This is a genomic window from Pseudomonas sp. Van50, assembly GCF_055390755.1.
Genome location: NZ_AP024343.1, coordinates 744,606 through 760,520, shown reverse-complemented (window position 1 = coordinate 760,520; position 15,915 = coordinate 744,606). Strand labels below are relative to the sequence as shown.

Sequence of the window (15,915 nt, the reverse complement as noted above, 5' to 3'; positions counted from 1 at the left end):
GTACTCGCCACGGTTTTCATTGCCTGAAAGGATCAGCCTACAGGTCGGTACTGCCCGGCAACTGCTCCAGCTCGGTTCGCGTCAACGACTGGACCAGCTCCGCTTCCTTGATCTTGTGTTGCAGGCCCAACGCCTCGGACTGGCTGATGTAGTCGGCTTCCTCCAGGGTCCCGGCGGCCTTCGCTTCATCCAGCTCGATCTGGTTGGCGATAAGGGTGTCGTTCAGCGCCTGGAAGGAGGCCCCATGCGCCTGCTTCAAATAATCGATCCAGAAATCCCGGCCCACCAGCGACTGAAACTGCTGGGGGAATCGTCCAGCGCCAGCACCTCATTGGCAGCGGCATCGAGCATTCCAGGGGTGACATCTCCCAGCCTGAGAAAAACCCCGCCCGCGGGTTGCCCCGGTAGCCCCAGTCGATCCTTGAGCCCCGCACGGTAAGCCAGACGGACCTCGACTTCTTCTATCAGCGCCAGGTTTTCGCGCGTTTCATCGTTGGTCAGGTCGGTGCGGGCATTGATCGCATCGCGGCGCCGCTGGATATCCTGCAGGGCAATACGCTCTACCTCATCGAGGCGAAACAGCCCCTTGGCCAGATGGACCAGTGTTGCCGCCTCATCCTTTGCAACCGCCAAGGCCCTGGCGTTGTGGATCATCAAGCGGATTTCCAGGTAGCTGAAGGACAAGGCGGCGCGATCTTCACAGGCCGGTCGGCCGGCCAGGTCGAACAGTTCATGACGCAAGTCGGTGGCGTTGCCCATCGCCTCGAGCATCTGCCAGACGCGGGCCTGGAGGTCCGGATAATCTTCCAGCCCCTGATAGGAGGCGGCCAACCGATGCAACAACTCAAAAAACTCTCCCGAGTGCTGCTCATCCGCCAGGCTTTGCCACAAGGCGCTTTTTTCCGCCAGTTGGCCCGCAGGCAGGTCGCGCAGCCATTGCTGCATATTCGCCGGCCCGACCGGCGCTGAAAACCCAAACGCCTCGGGCAAACGCAGGACCGCCCATTCAGGACGCGTCTGCAAGACCGTCGCCCAATAATCACGCATGCGCTGCTGGACCCCCTCGCTCAACGGGTTGCCCTGCAGCAACGTCACGCGATTGAGGCGTGCGGTAGCATGGGCACGATCGGCGGGCGGGTCGAGCAGGTGATCCGGCACCTGGGTCAAGCCGTTGTCGCGCAAGTCGATCAGCTCCAGCGGTTGGTCGCGCAGGCCGGTGGGCCAGGCCGTGATCCCGGTGTTCTTCAGGTGCAATCGTTCCAGGTCAGGTAGCCTGCTGAAGTCCGGCAGGCGCTCCAGCAAGTTATTATCCAGGTCGAGATTTTTCAGCCGGGTAAGGCCTTGCAGGATTTCAATGCTATGAGGTATCAGGCCGATCTGGTTATTTCCCAGGTGAAGCGTCTCCAGACTCCTCATCCCCTCCAGGGCTTCGGGAATATCCCTAAGCCTGTTCCTCGGCATTTCCAAGCGCTTGAGGGAGGAGAACCCGTCGAGGAAGCTGTCGCAGTAGTGCAGCGTCAGGCCCATGTCAGACATCTTGAGCACACCCACATGGCTGAAGTCGGCCGTCAGCTCCGGCAACGCGCCGATGTTCAATCCGCTCAAATCAAGCTCATACCCGAGCCGGCGGCCATCGGCCCCTGCAACGACCCGGGTCTGACGCCTCCAGCAGCGCTCGATTTGTTCGGCCACCGCCTGCCTGATCCCTGCCGGTACTTGCTGATAGCTATTACCCACGTGACGCCATCCGAGGGTAGCGACCCAGCGGTCCAGATCCCGACGCAGCATTTTCAACTCGACTTTACGTCGCTTGAGTTCCCTCACCGCGCCATTGCCCAGTGATCGCAACAGCGCCTCGGTCTGCTCCGCCGTGTAGCTCGGGTACAACTCCTGCACCCGACTCTCTGGCGAGCGGCCCAGGCGCAACCAATCCCGCAGTCCACCCAGGGGGTAGCCGACTTTGCCCGAAGCCAGGCGCATCGGTGATTGGAAGGCGGGCTTGAGCGCGGGCATCTTCAAGCGGCTCGCCAGCACATCCCGGTCCACTGGCGAAGCGCCGATGGCCTCTCTCAACTGATCGCCGTGATGGATCGAGGGCCGAGCCATGGCCCGGCGTTCGGCATCCGGCAGGGCATGCTGCAAGGCATCGAAGACACTGCCCCAATGGCTCAACTCATTGCCGCTGTCGTCAAAGGCCTGGTAGAGATCATCGTCCTTGACCACGACCTTGGTCTGCGGCGCATTTTGCGGCCCGATGCTGTCGATCAAGGCGCCGGACACATCGGCCTCGCGCAATTCGATGCGCACCGTGTCGCTCCAGCCAGGCAAGGTTTCCAGGGTCGCCAACACCAATCGAGGCGTGTCCGCCGTGGCCAAGGCGTCCTGATACAGGCCCTCGTAGGCTCGGTTCAAACGCACCACGCGCTGATAATGGCGCAGCTCTTCGGCGATGCGCAGCGGGATGGGTTTGGTCTGGCTGGCCTCGTCGAAATCCCAGGCGGCCATTTGCTGCAACTCTTCGCTACCGGCCAGGGTGATGATCTGCTCGATCGCCTTTGCCGGAACCGAGGGGAACCGGGACTTGATCAGCGTGACATGGGGGTCACCTCTCGTCTCGCCCATGGCGTAGTAGTCGTTGAGCAACTGCACCTTTTCATTTACTGCCGCTTCGGCGAGTGCCTGGCGCAGGTGCCGGACGCGAGCATCCATGTTGGTTTTCGCAATCGGCGGGCTCGCCGTGGCCAACAGGTCGGCGCCTGCCGCATCCACCGCTTCGATCAGGTTTTTCAACAGCGAAGGCGTGCGGACCTTGGCCTCGGTAAGACTGGCCTCGCGAACCGGGGTCTCGCCTTCCGAGGGGCGGACGTACTCCCAGCGTGTCCAGCCGGCGCCGTCGACGATCTTCAGCTTCAGCCCTCTTGGCCACGGGCCGTATTGGGTCAGCAGGTGCAACATCGGCTCGGCCAAGTCATGGCGCAGCGGCTCCTCGCTTTGCAGTTGCCCGATGAACGTGTCGAGTTGTCGGCAGAGGTCGAAGCGATCGAGGGTGTCGGCCAGCAACGCCGGCACCGGCTCGCCCTCGACATGCACCCGTCGCAGCACGTCGTGCGAGGTCGCGCTGGCGAGGCGGATCTGCTCCAGTTCAGCATCGCTGAAGCCCTTGACGCCATGGCCCAGGCGTCTCATCAGTGTCGGGCCTTCCCAGGTACGCGGTTGTTCCAGTTCGTGGTGCCAGGCACCGTTGCCGTTGTCCGTCAGCTCGGGCTGGTAGGCCTGCGGACGGGAAGGATGACGAATGCGATAGCGAAGGGTCTGCGGGTCACGTTGCACTTCATAATGTTGGTCACCCAGCGGCAGAACCTGCCGGTCGCCGACCCGATACAGGCCCTGGGTATCCGGACTCGACGCCGGGGGAGGCGCCAGCTCACTCTGGTAAACCCTCAGGTCGGGGCGCCACAGACGCGATTCGCCGTTGGCCAATTGAACCGGCTCCAACTGATCCACCGCGCCCGACCATCGAATGTGCGGCAGCACCGCCGCACCGGTGGCGACGAAGGCGGTGTTGAGGGCCACGCTGGAAAAATGCGCCCACATTTCCCGGGTCTCCCCCCGTTCGAACGCTTCGATGCCTTCAAAGGCCTCGTTGAACATCTGCACGGCCCCGACCGTCAACATCAGCGGCCCCAATCCTGGCACGACGAACGCCGCCAGGTTGAACACGTCGACCACCGCGTCCAGGTAACTGTCCAGGCGCGCCAGGCGGGCTTTCTGGTCTTCATCACCGGTAGGCACCGCCACCGCGCGTGCGTCAGCCTGGATCTTCTCGATCTGCCGCAGGCGTAGCGAGCCCCACAGGTCGCCGGGAATCGGCGTCGCGCCCATGGGCAGGTTGCGCAATGACGATTTGAGTGGGTAATCGGCCTGGTCATCGGCCGTCGGGGAGGTTTGATAGAAGTGCTTGAACTGCCGGAAAAACACCCCTTGCTGACGCAGCGGCACAAAACGGCTGAAGAAGCGGCGGTAGGCGCTACCGTGCAGGCGTCGCCGCAGTTCGACCATGAAGTCGGCGCTGGAGGCATAGGCTTTCAGGGGATGCTCGGGATCACCCGGAAGGTAGGCCACGACCGGCACCACCCGGCGACTGTTTTCGAGGTCGGGACCGATCAACAGCGGGCCGACCAGTCCGATGTCGAACACTTTCAGGGAGGTGAAGGTCACGGCCTGGCCATCGAGGGTGACGTCGCTGGCGCCGTCGATCACCTGCTGCAACATCGCGTAGACCGCCGGGCTGACGTCGGCCTTGGCCCGGGCGATCTCGATGTTCAGCGCCAGGCCCTGCCGGTGATGCTCCTCCAGTGAATGATCCAGCGGGTTGTATGTCTTGCTGTCGTCGAGCCGCAGGACAGCGTTGATGTGTTCCTGATACTGGCGCCCCAGGTCCAGGGTGCGACACAACTGGGCGAAAGCTTCTGGGGCAATCGGCAACGCCCCTGCGCGAACGGCGTCGATGGAAGGCAGCACTGCGCCGCCCTGGAACGGACGCACCGTAGTCACGAGGCTGCAATCGGCACAGGCGGGCTTGCGCGCTTCCTCTGGCGCGAAATTGGCCAGCGCCGCCTCCAGCAATGACGTGCCACGATATTCGTAGCGATCGAAGTAGCCGCCCTCGTTGTCCAGGACCAGCGCCCCAAAAAGATCATCGCGGGTCTTGCGCCCGTACTTGCGGACGAAATACACCTCGTTGACGTTCAGCGTGAGGTTGAACTCATCCAGGAGCGCCTGCTCGAGCAAGGGTTCGGCAAAGGCGCGGATGTCCTGGATATTGCCCAGCCAGTTGTCGACCTGGTTCAGGCGCTCGCGGTAGCGGGAATGACTGTCCTTGAGGCTGTTCCAGAGGTCGGGAGAGGCTTTCGCATACCAGTCCGGAAGCGTCAGTTCATGGTCGCTCAGTTCCTGCTGGCGTTGCACGATAGCCCCGCTGTACCAGCCGGGAATACGGGCTTTGAGCAGGTCGAAATGCTCGCCCTGGGGAGTGGCGAGACGAGGGGTGAAACCTGGCATATCGGGTCATCCTTGACGATGGAAAACCCGAGCCTAACCAGTGTGCCACCGAAGCGTGCGGTAACTATTTATCGCTTTTTCGACGAAACATGACGGATACGAACCGCCACGGTCAGTCCACCCAACGGCCCAATTGCTGGCGCAGCCGACGATTCTCGGCACGCAGCTCCTGGACTTCCTCCAGCAGGTCCAGCGCCAGGGCGACGCCTTCCCACTCCAGGTCCAGGTCGTGCCGCAGCTTCGCGGCACGCTTGGCCAGGGCCAGTTCGTAATCGGTAAAACGCCAATCCGTCGGGGCCGCGCCGTGGGGTTCGAGGATGCCGTGGGCGACGATCTCGATCACATGGACATCCGCCAACGCGGCAGCCTCGCAGAATTCCGTCAGGGTCAGTTCAATGATCGGGTTGTTCATGGTCTGCTTCTCCCAATGCTTTAACTGTCGAGTCTAGCCATGACTGTGGCGAAGGAGCTTGCTCCCGCTCGGCTGCATAGCAGTCGTAAAAAACTGCCAACTGTTTTTTCCTGGCACTGCGCGTCCAATGGTTTTGGGGCTGCTTCGCAGCCCAGCGGAAGCAAGCTCCCTCGCCACAGGTTTTGTGTTCAGCGGGTCATCAACCACAGGTCAGAAATTCTCCCGCGGATCGAACGCCGCTTTCTTCGCCAGTTCCGCCCACAACGCCTTGACCGCTTCGTCGCTGGCCTTGGGCATCACCGCCTTGAGCTGCACGAACAGGTAGCCGCGCTCGCCGGCCTTGTTGCGCAGGCCGTGGCCCTTGGCGCGCATGCGCTGGCCGTTCTGGCTGCCGGCCGGGACCTTGAGGTTGATCTTGCCGGTGAGGGTCGGCACCGCCACTTCGGTGCCCAGCGCCAACTCCCACGGCGCCAGGGGCAAGGTGATGATCAGGTCCTGGCCTTCGACGTCGAACTTGGGGTGTGGAGCGAAACGAATGGTCAGGTACAAGTCGCCATTGGCGCCGCCACCGACACCCGGCGCGCCCTGGCCCTTGAGGCGGATGCGTTCGCCATCGGTCACGCCCAGCGGGATCTTCACGTTCAGGCTCTTGCTGGTGTTGCTCACGTGTTGGCCGGCCGCGTTGTATTGCGGCACCTGGAACGTGACCTTCTTCGACTCGCTCGACAGGGTTTCTTCCAGGAAAATCGGTAATTCCATTTCCACGTCTTGCCCCCGACGGCCGGCGCTGCGACCTGACTGTCCGCCACCGAAACCCGACCCACGGTTACCGAAGATCGAACTGAAGAAATCCGAGAAGTCGCCGGCGTCCTGGCCACCGCCAAAACCGCCACGGCTCTGCCAACCCGGCGGGCCCTGGAACGGCTGGCCGTGCTGGCCGTAGCGGCGCAGGTCGTCGTACTCGGCGCGCTTGTCGGCACTTTTCAGCGCTTCATAGGCTTCGGAGACGTCCTTGAACTTGGTCTCGGCGTCCTTTTCCTTGCTCACATCCGGGTGATACTTGCGCGCCAGCTTGCGGTAGGCAGCCTTGATCGTGCTGTCGTCCGCCGTGGGCTCAACACCCAGGATCTTGTAATAGTCTTTGAAGTCCATCTAGGCATCACCATCCGTTATCGATGTCGCACCGCCACGCACAGCATGCCCGGATAACCGGACAGCGGGTTGACCGACCTCAAGATTGGGACCGGGCGGCACGTCAGAAGTTTATCGGCAGCTGGCGGCGGTTCTTGTACCCGCCTTGCGCTACCTGGCTCATGCCAGCAAGTTTGGGGGTATAAGAGAGTCTTTCAAGGCCCGCGGTCGAGAATTAGCAGATAACCGGCCTTCGAATCCGCGCCGCACTGACATACACTGCGCGGCCGTTTTTTCAACTGGAACCCGAAAGACATGAAAAACGCATCCCCGGCCCGTGCCTGCGGCATCGACTTTGGCACGTCCAACTCCACCGTCGGCTGGCTGCGCCCCGGCATGGAAACGTTGATCGCGCTGGAGGACGACAAGATCACCCTGCCTTCGGTGGTCTTTTTCAATCTCGAGGAACGCCGCCCGGTGTATGGCCGCCTGGCCCTGCACGAATACCTGGAAGGCTACGAAGGCCGGCTGATGCGCTCGCTCAAGAGCCTGCTGGGCTCCAAGCTGATCAAGCACGACACCAGCGTGTTGGGCACGGCGATGCCCTTCAAGGATCTGCTGGGGTTGTTCATCGGCCAGTTGAAGAAACGCGCCGAAGCCACCGCCGGTCGGGAATTCGAAGAAGTGGTACTGGGGCGCCCGGTGTTTTTCGTCGACGACGATGAAATGGCCGACCAGGAAGCGGAAAACACCCTGGTGGACGTCGCCCGCGCCATCGGTTTCAAGGAAGTTTCGTTCCAGTACGAGCCCATCGCGGCGGCCTTCGACTATGAATCGACCATCGAGAAAGAAGAGCTGGTGCTGATCGTCGACATCGGCGGCGGTACTTCGGACTTCTCCCTGGTGCGCCTCTCCCCCGAGCGCCGTACCCACGACAACCGCCACGCCGACATCCTCGCCACCGGTGGCGTGCACATCGGCGGGACCGATTTCGACAAGCAACTCTCCCTGGCCGGCCTGATGCCGCTGTTCGGCTACGGCAGCCGCATGAAAAGCGGCGCCTACATGCCCACCAGCCACCACATGAACCTGGCGACCTGGCACACCATCAACGCGGTGTACTCGCAAAAGTCCACCCTGGCCCTGGGCAGCATGCGCTACGACATCGAAGACACCGGCGGCATCGACCGGCTGTTCAAGCTGATCGAACAGCGCGCCGGGCATTGGCTGGCGATGGAAGTGGAAGAAACCAAGATCGAGCTGACCCACACCGACCAGCGGCCTTTGCTCCTGGACCGGATCGAGCCGGGCCTGAGCGTGGAACTGAGTCGGGCGCTGTTCGAGTCGGCCATCGACGGCTTGCTGGAGCGGGTGCGCGGCAGCGTCACGCAGTTGCTGGGCGATGCCGACGTGCGGGTCGATCAGGTCGACACGGTGTTCTTCACCGGCGGTTCCAGCGGCATCCCGGCGCTGCGCAACAGCGTCTCGGCGATGCTGCCCCAGGCGCGGCATGTGGAAGGCAATATCTTCGGCAGTATTGGCAGCGGGCTGGCGATCGAGGCAATGAAGCGCTACGGCACGCAGGGCTGATCCAGGACCGAGGCGCCTGAATCGCGAGCAAGCTCGCTCCCACAGGGATCGCATAGATCTTCTGTGGGAGCGAGCTTGCTCGCGATGGCGCCAGATCAGGCGCCATCCCTACCGGATCAAACCATCCCGATCTGTTTCAGCTCACTCTTGAGATACGCATAATAAATCGGCCCCGCCACCACCCCCGGCAGGCCGAATGCGGCTTCGAACACCAGCATCGCCATGAGCAATTCCCAGGACTTGGCGCTGATCTGCCCGCCGACGATGCGGGCGTTGAGGAAGTATTCGAGCTTGTGGATCACGATCAGGTAACCCAGCGCCGCCACGGCGACCCAGATCGACAGCGACAGGCCGACAATGGTGATCAGCGTGTTGGACATCAGGTTGCCGATGACCGGCAGCAGCCCCAGCAGGAAGGTCATCACGATCAGGGTCTTGGTCAGCGGCAGCTTTATCCCGAACAGCGGCAGCACCACCGCCAGGAAAATCCCGGTGAAGAAGGTGTTGAGCAGGGAAATCTTGATCTGGGCGAAGACGATGTTGCGAAACGCCTTGACCAGCAGGTTCAGGCGATCGAACAGCGCCGCGGCCAGGGGCTTGCGCTTGGTCAGGTCGGGAATGCGCTGCAGGGCAACGATAGCCCCCAGCACCATGCCGATCAGCAACGTCACGAACATGTGGGCCGCGTCCTTGCCCACCAGTTGCAGGTCGCTCAGGTGCTTGCTCACCCAGTCACCGATCGCCACCCGGAACTCGGCGGCGCTGGCCGGCAGGTAGGCGTCGATGAACGGCGGCAATTGCCCACGGGCACGGTCGACCACCGTCATGAACTTGTCCAGGGAGGCCCCGGGGTTTTCCGCCTCATGGAGCAGGAAACTGAAGGCTCCGGCGAAGATCAGCGTCAGCACACTGACCACCAGCGTGCCCAGCAAGGCCACCGCCAGCCAGCGGGCCCGGCGACCCTCGATCAGGCGCTGCAACTGCGGGGTGAGCATGTTGACCAGCTCGAACACCAACAACCCGGCCAGCAGGCTCGGCAACAGGCGCAGTGGCAGCACCAGCAACAACCCACCAAAAATGATCACCCAACTGATCACCAACAATACATGACGCTGAGAAAACGTTGGCATACAGCCTCAGGACAAAACGGCGTGAAAGGATCGGCAGTCTGCCAGCGATCCACCAACAGCACTAGACATTGTATCGGCCGATCCTGGACAGGGTTCAGCTGTTTTTTTGCAGTGTTGTGCCGCCCCCATCGCGAGCAAGCACGCTCCCACCACGAACCGGGCAACACAAATCCACTGTGGGAGCGAGCTTGCTCGCGATAGGGCATCAAAGGTTGAAGAAAAACCGGCCGTTACTTTTTCTTCAGGCACTCACTCATGAACGCCTTGCGGGCATCACCCTTCAGGGCCTGGGTGGTGGCCGTGGCGTTGCAGGTCTTCATACGTTCCTGCGGGGTGCTCGGTGTAGCCTTGAGGCAGGTGCTCATGAACGCCTTGCGCTCGTCGCCCTTGAGCGCCTTGGCGGTGGCGTCGGCGTTGCAGGTGGTCATCTTGGTCTGCTGCGCCGTCGCGGCGAAACCCTGGGAACACAGCAGCAAACCGATCATCAACAAAGGCACACGCAGCATCTTCATGGTGTTTCTCCTGGCTGCCGCACGAGGGTACGGCGATGAGGTGCAGTGTAGACAAAGCCTGTTACACCTTCATCTGTTGGATCTCCTGTGCCGGGTCTATCGCCATCGCGAGCAAGCTCGCTCCCACAGGGGGTTGCAGCGCTAGGCCCATTGTGGGAGCGAGCTTGCTCGCGATGGCGGACAACTCGATCCGAAACCCTACACCCCGGCCGCCTTCAACCGCTGCGCATGCTCGACAAACAACCGGACTGGCTCGGCCCCTTTGCCCACCAGTCCCAGCGACTGGTTGACGATGTCGAAGTGGTCCAGCGGATAGTCATCGCCGATGACCGTGCCCAGGTGTGAGCTGTAGCGGCCGACCAAACCGTCGCACTGTCCCGCTTCCCTGACAAAGGTGCGGGCAAATAAACGGCAAGTGCGGTTGGTGCCGTCGAACAGATTGCGCCCTTTATCGGTCTTGCCCGGCTGCAAGGTGCCGGACCATGAGTAATAGCGCACGCCATTGACCTCTTCCGGCCCATGCCCGCCCCAGGTAACCGGCAGGCCCTGTGGATAACCTTGATTGAACAGCGCCACCCCGGCGGTGGTCAGGGAGGCGTGGGAAGCATGGATGTCCACTGGCAGCTTCGGCCCGCGATAGCCGGTGTCCAGCAGGCTCATGAGGGCGTTGATCAGGCTCAGCACGGCACTGAGCACACGCCCCTTGGCACTGTCGGCCGGGTAGTGGGCCTGCAGGTAATCGGCCAGTTCGGAGCCATGGTTGGGGCCGGCCACCGACGTGACCGACGCCACCAGGTCCGGGCGTTTGGCGGCGGCATAACGGGCGGTGAGACTGCCCTGGCTGTGGCCGATCAGGTTGACCTTCTGCGCACCGGTTTGCCGCAGGATGTCGTCGATCAATGCCAGCAACTGCTCGCCGCGCACCTCGGACGAATGCAACGGCGAAACCTTCACCGCCACCACCACGGCCCCACCGCGACGCAACGCCGAGACGATCCCATACCAGTACGGGTACAGCACCAGGCGTATGAACCCGAACATGCCCGGGACCAGTACCAGCGGGTAACGAGTGGCGCAGCGTTGCGACATGGCGACATCCTTGTGATCAAGAAGGGATCAGCATCAGTACCGATGATGACCAGTCTATGACACCCAGATGAATCCGTGGCGAGGGAGCTTGCTCCCGCTGGGCTGCGCCGCAGCCCCCTCTCAGAAAGATCGCGCCCAGGCCAGCAAGCGCTCCTCGGCCTCGGCACAAGACAACGCGAAGCTGCGCTCGGCCGACTCTTCGCCTTCGGCCGCCACCACCGTCACATCGGTGATGCCGAATGGGAATTGCACTGACACATTTCATTAAACTTTTGCCTCGTTCCTCACTCCACCTAAGAAGTGATCGCGCCAGCAGAGCGTGACGCTCCAACCGGATCAGCCTCCAGGAGAACGAGATGAGCGACATGCACTTATCCGATGTAACCACCCTGCGCGAACGTGCGCGGCAGAACGTGCAGAACGGCGCAGTGACCGAAGGCTATGGCGCCGACCGGCAGGAAGTCATCCGCCTGCTCAACGAAGCGCTGGCCACCGAACTGGTCTGCGTGCTGCGCTACAAGCGTCACTACTTCATGGCCTCCGGCCTCAAGGCCAGCGTGGCGGCCAGTGAGTTCCTCGAACACGCGAACCAGGAAGCCGAACACGCCGACAAACTCGCCGAACGCATCGTGCAGTTGGGCGGCGAGCCGGAGTTCAACCCCGACCTGTTGACCCGCAACTCCCACGCCCAGTACGTCGCGGGCAATACCCTCAAGGAAATGGTGTACGAAGACCTGGTGGCCGAACGGATCGCCATCGACAGCTACCGGGAAATCATCCAGTACATCGGCGAAAAAGACCCGACCACCCGGCGCATCTTCGAAGACATCCTGGCCCAGGAAGAAGAGCATGCCGATGACATGGCCGATATCCTGGCCGATCTGTAATAGCCTTCAGGGCCCCAATCGCGAGCAAGCTCGCTCCCACAGGGGACTGCATTCTGTCTGAAAGAATGCGCTCAAAATGTGGGAGCGAGCTTGCTCGCGATGAGGCCAGCCACCTCACCGCACAACCGGGCTACCGGCTAGGCTTGACCGTCACCGGCGCCTTGCCCGCCTTCATCTGCTCCAGCAGCGGCGCGCACTGGTTCGGCTCCCCCCACTGGGCGCCACCAGCGCCAGCAACCCGGCCGCCGGCGCGGCGATCACGCCCAACGCCACCATCCCGGCACCGCGCAGCATCAGGGGCACGGCCTTGACGCCAGCGGCGGGCTTGGCGAACGGGCCGCGCACGTACAACGGCGAGCGCAGGGAAATCAGACGCCAGCCCTTGGACTCGGGGGTGATGGTCAGGTCCAGTTGTTCGCTCGCCATGTTCGCCGTGCCGTCGATGTAGATGATCGCGTTCTCCGTGTCGAACACGAACAGCCGCGTGGTCGCCAGGCCCGTTTTGATATCGAAGTCCGCCGCCGCACAATTGATCTTCACTTCTTTGTCGCCAAAGATTTTTCCCACCACGTAGTTGCCGACGTTCAGTCCCGCCAACTCCATCAATTCCCGACTGATGGCGCCATCGTTGATGAGCATTTTCAGCGTGCCATTGGCCGTGCCCAGCAGTGCCGCCACCGAATTGCCGCGCCCGGCGATGTCGGCATCGCCGTTCAATTCGCCGAAACTGGTTTTCATCGGTTCAAAACCTGGGAACAGTTGCTTGAGCTTGAACCCCCGCGCCGTCAGCTTCGCCTGACCTTCAAGGGGCTGGGTGTGCCCGTTGAGGCGGATCTGCGCATCGAGGCGGCCACCGGCCACGCCGAAGCGCAGGGGTTCCAGGCTCAACTGGCCATCATTGAGCACCAGGTGGGTATAAAGATCGCTGAACGGCAACTGCTCGCTGTGAACGATGCGTTTGCCGGTGAACTCCACATCGGCGTCCATCACGCTCCAGCGCTCGGTGCGGAACTCTTCCACGGGCAAGACCTTGTCGGTCGGCTGTTTGCTGGCGCCGCCCCGGGCCTTTTGCTCGGCATTGGAGTCCGCACCGATCAGCGGCGCCAGGTCGCTGAACAGCAGTTGATTGGAGACCAGCGCACCACTGAGTTTCGGCCGCGGCTGGCTGGCGACATAGGCCAGGTCGCCATGGATATCGCTGTCGCCGATCTTGCCGTTGAACGCCTCGTAGCGGAACAGCGCCCCACCCGGCTCATGCAGCTTGGCAATCAAGCGGCCATCGGTGGCGTAAGGCGGCGAATCCGGCAAGGTCACGCTGGTCAGCGGGTAAAGATGAGCGAGGCTTTTGCCGGCCAGCTTCAGGCGCAAGTCCAGGGCCCCGAGGTTCAGCAGGTCGGTGAGGGTGCCAGCCAGTTCGATGCGAGTGTCGCCGATCTTCGCCTGGGCCTGGAGCGGAAAGGGTTGTGACGCATCCTGCAACGCCAGCAAGCCACCGACCTTGCCGGAGCCGGTCAGGTTTTGCCCGTGATACTGCCCGTTGACCTTGAAGGCGAACGCATAGTCCTGCGGCGTCGCGCCTTGGTCCTGGGCTTTTTTGGCGGCCTTGTCGCCAACAATGTCGCTGAACGGAATGGGTTTGCCCAACGGATCGATCAACAGGTCGAGCCGGGTCTTGAGCGTCTGGTCGTCGAGGGTGACGTGGCCCTTGTCGAAGCCGATGGCGCCGATGTCCACCACCCAGTTGGACGGCTCGGCGTCCGGGTCCTTCGGGTCGAACTGGAAGCTCCAGTTGGCGCGACCGTCCGCCAGGCGTTGCAGGTTGGCGTTGGGCTCCGTCAGGTCGATGCGCGGAATCGCCACTCTCCGGGCCAGCAAGGCCAAGGGCGAAACGCGTAGCTCGACACGCTTGAGCGTGACCATTTGCGGGGTTTTCGACCAATCCGGGTTACCCAGGCTCAAGTCTTCGGCCACCACATGGGGCCACGGCAACCAGGCGCGCCAGCCACCTTCCCCCGGTTCGCGCTGCCAGACCACCGCCAGGTTGCCGTTGATGGCGAAGGGGCGATGCAACTCCTCGGAAACCTTGGCATTGAGCGGGGGCTTGATGCGGTTCCAGTCGAAGAACGCGATGACCAGGACCAGCACCGCCAGCAGGACAACAAGGCTGGCAAAGCTCCAGACGAGGATTTTCGAGGTGCGCGTCATGCACAAAACTCCTGATGACAAGTCAGCGTCCGCTACCGCGACGCCTTGGGAAACACGAACCTGTAGACGGTTCGCCATGAAGCGTTGGACTGGTAGAACCGCCAACAGGTGCCGATGAACGGCACAAAAAATCCCAGGATCCTGACCGAACAGACAAAAAACTGTTACCGCAGCCGCCCATTTGCGAGGCAGTGATGGGTACAAAATACCCACTGCGGTGCAAAACAACACCTCGGAAACGCCCGTTCTAGAGCCTTCGCCCCGAACAATCAATTCTGTTGATTATTACCATTGCGTTTATGAACTTTTATATCGACTTATCGAGAGTAGCATTGCCCTCGTACCCACTTTATCGCCCTCCCAAGGAGCAACGATCATGAAACGCCAAATACTGATGAGCCTGTCCCTTTCACTGCTGGCCTCCACTGCCTTCGCACTGCCAGCCTCCGAACAAGCTACACCACAGGTCAAGGACAGCCATTCTGTCTACAGCCAGACTGTTGCCGAAGGTGGCCGTGATCGTCTGGAAGAAAAAGGTCTGGCCGAGGACGGTTATGACCGCACCAAGCAAAGCGATACCGTTGCAGCTGATGGCTCCGACCGCACCCCAGGCCAAACCTTGGCAGCCGACGGCTCCGACCGCACCCCAGGCCAAACCTTGGCAGCCGACGGCTCCGACCGCACTCCAGGCCAAACCTTGGCAGCCGACGGTTCCGACCGCACCCCAGGCCAAACCTTGGCAGCCGACGGTTCCGACCGCACCCCAGGCCAAACCTTGGCAGCCGACGGTTCCGACCGCACCCCAGGCCAGACCCTCGCCGAAGACGGTTCTTCTCGCACTAAAATGGGCGATACCGTGGCCGAAGGCGGTGGTGACCGCGTGATCGAACGCAACGGCACAGTGAGCTGAGCCCATGGTGGCCCAGAAAAAAGCCCGATTCCTGCAATCGGGCTTTTGACTTTTCAAACCCCTCGTTTTTCCCGCCCGCCTCCTCTCTACCGTTCGACGTCGGCAAAGCCGATTTGCTAGAGTGCGTCGCTCCCGTGAATCAGAAGTCAGCCTTGCGATGCTGCCCCGCGCCGAACAGAAACAACAGACCCGAATTGCCCTGATGGACGCAGCCCGCCATTTGATGGAGTGCGGCCGGGGCTTCGGCAGCCTGAGCCTGCGGGAGGTCGCCAGGACGGCAGGCATCGTGCCCACCGGGTTCTACCGGCACTTCGAAGACATGGACCAACTGGGCCTGGCATTGGTCAGCGAAGTCGGCCAGACCTTCCGCGAGACCATCCGCCTGGTACGTCACAACGAATTCGTCATGGGCGGCATTATCGATGCGTCGGTGCGGATCTTTCTCGATGTGGTGCAAGCCAACCGATCCCAATTCCTGTTCCTGGCCCGCGAGCAATACGGCGGCTCCCTGCCGGTACGCCAGGCCATCGCCCAATTGCGCGAAGGCATCAGCTCGGACCTGGCCGCCGACCTGGCCTTGATGCCCAAGCTGCAGCACCTGGACCTGGCCGCCCTGGGCGTGATGGCTGACCTCATCGTCAAGAGCGTGTTCGCCACCCTGCCGGACATCATCGACCCACCGGCCCAAGCCCTCCCCGAACACCTCACGCCCCAGGCGAAGATTACCCAGCAACTGCGGTTCATCTTCATTGGCCTCAAACATTGGCAAGGGTTGGGCAGTACCGAATAACCCCCGAATGTACCCACTGTGGGAGCGAGCTTGCTCGCGATTGCGGTCTGTCAGCAGCATCAATGCTGACTGACCCACCGCTATCGCGAGCAAGCTCGCTCCCACAGTTTTTTGTGCAAGCCGCAAAATGGTGCGCAACACCCCGGAGCGCACCAATATGGCACGCAATCCGCCCCATCCTGAAACGCCATCCCAGCT

Annotated in this window: 11 protein-coding genes and 2 pseudogenes; 4 read left to right on the top strand and 9 right to left on the bottom strand. The window is 62.1% G+C overall.

The genetic code is table 11. The annotated features are described in order from the left end of the window. Positions 1–37 precede the first annotated feature (37 nt). The 4 genes from ACZ5M5_RS03265 to ACZ5M5_RS03250 all read right to left on the bottom strand — a co-directional run bounded on the left by ACZ5M5_RS03265 (position 38) and on the right by ACZ5M5_RS03250 (position 6,625). Positions 38–259 carry a hypothetical protein gene (locus ACZ5M5_RS03265; RefSeq protein ID WP_464738576.1) on the bottom strand — a complete coding sequence of 74 codons (222 nt, stop codon included), beginning with the start codon at positions 257–259 and terminating at the stop codon, positions 38–40. After that, positions 256–5,061, bottom strand: a complete 4,806-nt coding sequence (locus tag ACZ5M5_RS03260) for an NEL-type E3 ubiquitin ligase domain-containing protein (protein WP_464738575.1) — start codon at positions 5,059–5,061, stop codon at positions 256–258. Before ACZ5M5_RS03260 ends, ACZ5M5_RS03265 begins: the two co-directional genes overlap by 4 nt. Positions 5,062–5,173: 112 nt before the next feature. After that, on the bottom strand, positions 5,174–5,473 hold the full coding sequence (locus tag ACZ5M5_RS03255; protein WP_060739382.1) for a chaperone modulator CbpM: 300 nt from the start codon (positions 5,471–5,473) through the stop codon (positions 5,174–5,176). Positions 5,474–5,683: 210 nt separating this feature from the next. After that, positions 5,684–6,625: a DnaJ C-terminal domain-containing protein gene (locus tag ACZ5M5_RS03250; RefSeq protein WP_060739383.1), complete on the bottom strand. Its 942-nt coding sequence runs from the start codon at positions 6,623–6,625 to the stop codon at positions 5,684–5,686. A 294-nt stretch (positions 6,626–6,919) separates the two neighbouring features. Between ACZ5M5_RS03250 and ACZ5M5_RS03245 the strand changes: the two genes are divergently transcribed. After that, positions 6,920–8,194, top strand: coding sequence for an Hsp70 family protein (locus ACZ5M5_RS03245; RefSeq protein ID WP_464738574.1), 1,275 nt, complete (start codon positions 6,920–6,922; stop codon positions 8,192–8,194). Between the two features lie 116 nt (positions 8,195–8,310). On the opposite strand, the gene ACZ5M5_RS03240 is transcribed toward ACZ5M5_RS03245, so the two are convergent. From ACZ5M5_RS03240 to ACZ5M5_RS03225, 4 genes and pseudogenes are all read right to left on the bottom strand, one after another. Beyond that, the gene (locus ACZ5M5_RS03240; protein ID WP_103309839.1) at positions 8,311–9,324 is read right to left on the bottom strand and encodes an AI-2E family transporter; all 1,014 of its coding nucleotides are present in this window, start codon (positions 9,322–9,324) and stop codon (positions 8,311–8,313) included. Positions 9,325–9,554: 230 nt separating this feature from the next. Further along, positions 9,555–9,836 (bottom strand): PsiF family protein, encoded by a 282-nt coding sequence (locus ACZ5M5_RS03235; RefSeq protein WP_060739385.1) that lies wholly within the window; start codon positions 9,834–9,836, stop codon positions 9,555–9,557. A 198-nt stretch (positions 9,837–10,034) separates the two neighbouring features. Next, positions 10,035–10,925, bottom strand: coding sequence for an esterase/lipase family protein (locus ACZ5M5_RS03230; protein ID WP_060739386.1), 891 nt, complete (start codon positions 10,923–10,925; stop codon positions 10,035–10,037). A 120-nt stretch (positions 10,926–11,045) separates the two neighbouring features. Then, positions 11,046–11,162 (bottom strand): annotated as a pseudogene (locus ACZ5M5_RS03225) (FMN-dependent NADH-azoreductase); the annotation flags it as partial. Positions 11,163–11,281: 119 nt separating this feature from the next. Between ACZ5M5_RS03225 and ACZ5M5_RS03220 the strand changes: the two are divergent. Then, positions 11,282–11,812 (top strand): ferritin-like domain-containing protein, encoded by a 531-nt coding sequence (locus tag ACZ5M5_RS03220; protein WP_060739387.1) that lies wholly within the window; start codon positions 11,282–11,284, stop codon positions 11,810–11,812. Positions 11,813–11,942: 130 nt separating this feature from the next. On the opposite strand, the pseudogene ACZ5M5_RS03215 reads toward ACZ5M5_RS03220, so the two are convergent. Then, positions 11,943–14,017 (bottom strand): annotated as a pseudogene (locus ACZ5M5_RS03215) (AsmA family protein). A 376-nt stretch (positions 14,018–14,393) separates the two neighbouring features. On the opposite strand from ACZ5M5_RS03215, the gene ACZ5M5_RS03210 reads away from it, so the two are divergent. Continuing rightward, a complete protein-coding gene (locus tag ACZ5M5_RS03210) occupies positions 14,394–14,927 on the top strand; it encodes a hypothetical protein (protein ID WP_464738573.1) in 534 nt (177 codons plus the stop codon). A gap of 157 nt (positions 14,928–15,084) precedes the next feature. Then, the gene (locus tag ACZ5M5_RS03205; RefSeq protein WP_060739390.1) at positions 15,085–15,717 is read left to right on the top strand and encodes a TetR family transcriptional regulator; all 633 of its coding nucleotides are present in this window, start codon (positions 15,085–15,087) and stop codon (positions 15,715–15,717) included. Positions 15,718–15,915 lie beyond the last annotated feature (198 nt).

Coding starts and splice junctions, on each gene's coding strand:
- ACZ5M5_RS03260 (WP_464738575.1), bottom strand. CDS start 5,061: ATGCCAGGTTTCACCCCTCGTCTCGCCACTCCCCAGGGCGAGCATTTC.
- ACZ5M5_RS03255 (WP_060739382.1), bottom strand. CDS start 5,473: ATGAACAACCCGATCATTGAACTGACCCTGACGGAATTCTGCGAGGCT.
- ACZ5M5_RS03250 (WP_060739383.1), bottom strand. CDS start 6,625: ATGGACTTCAAAGACTATTACAAGATCCTGGGTGTTGAGCCCACGGCG.
- ACZ5M5_RS03245 (WP_464738574.1), top strand. CDS start 6,920: ATGAAAAACGCATCCCCGGCCCGTGCCTGCGGCATCGACTTTGGCACG.
- ACZ5M5_RS03240 (WP_103309839.1), bottom strand. CDS start 9,324: ATGCCAACGTTTTCTCAGCGTCATGTATTGTTGGTGATCAGTTGGGTG.
- ACZ5M5_RS03235 (WP_060739385.1), bottom strand. CDS start 9,836: ATGAAGATGCTGCGTGTGCCTTTGTTGATGATCGGTTTGCTGCTGTGT.
- ACZ5M5_RS03230 (WP_060739386.1), bottom strand. CDS start 10,925: ATGTCGCAACGCTGCGCCACTCGTTACCCGCTGGTACTGGTCCCGGGC.
- ACZ5M5_RS03220 (WP_060739387.1), top strand. CDS start 11,282: ATGAGCGACATGCACTTATCCGATGTAACCACCCTGCGCGAACGTGCG.
- ACZ5M5_RS03210 (WP_464738573.1), top strand. CDS start 14,394: ATGAAACGCCAAATACTGATGAGCCTGTCCCTTTCACTGCTGGCCTCC.
- ACZ5M5_RS03205 (WP_060739390.1), top strand. CDS start 15,085: ATGCTGCCCCGCGCCGAACAGAAACAACAGACCCGAATTGCCCTGATG.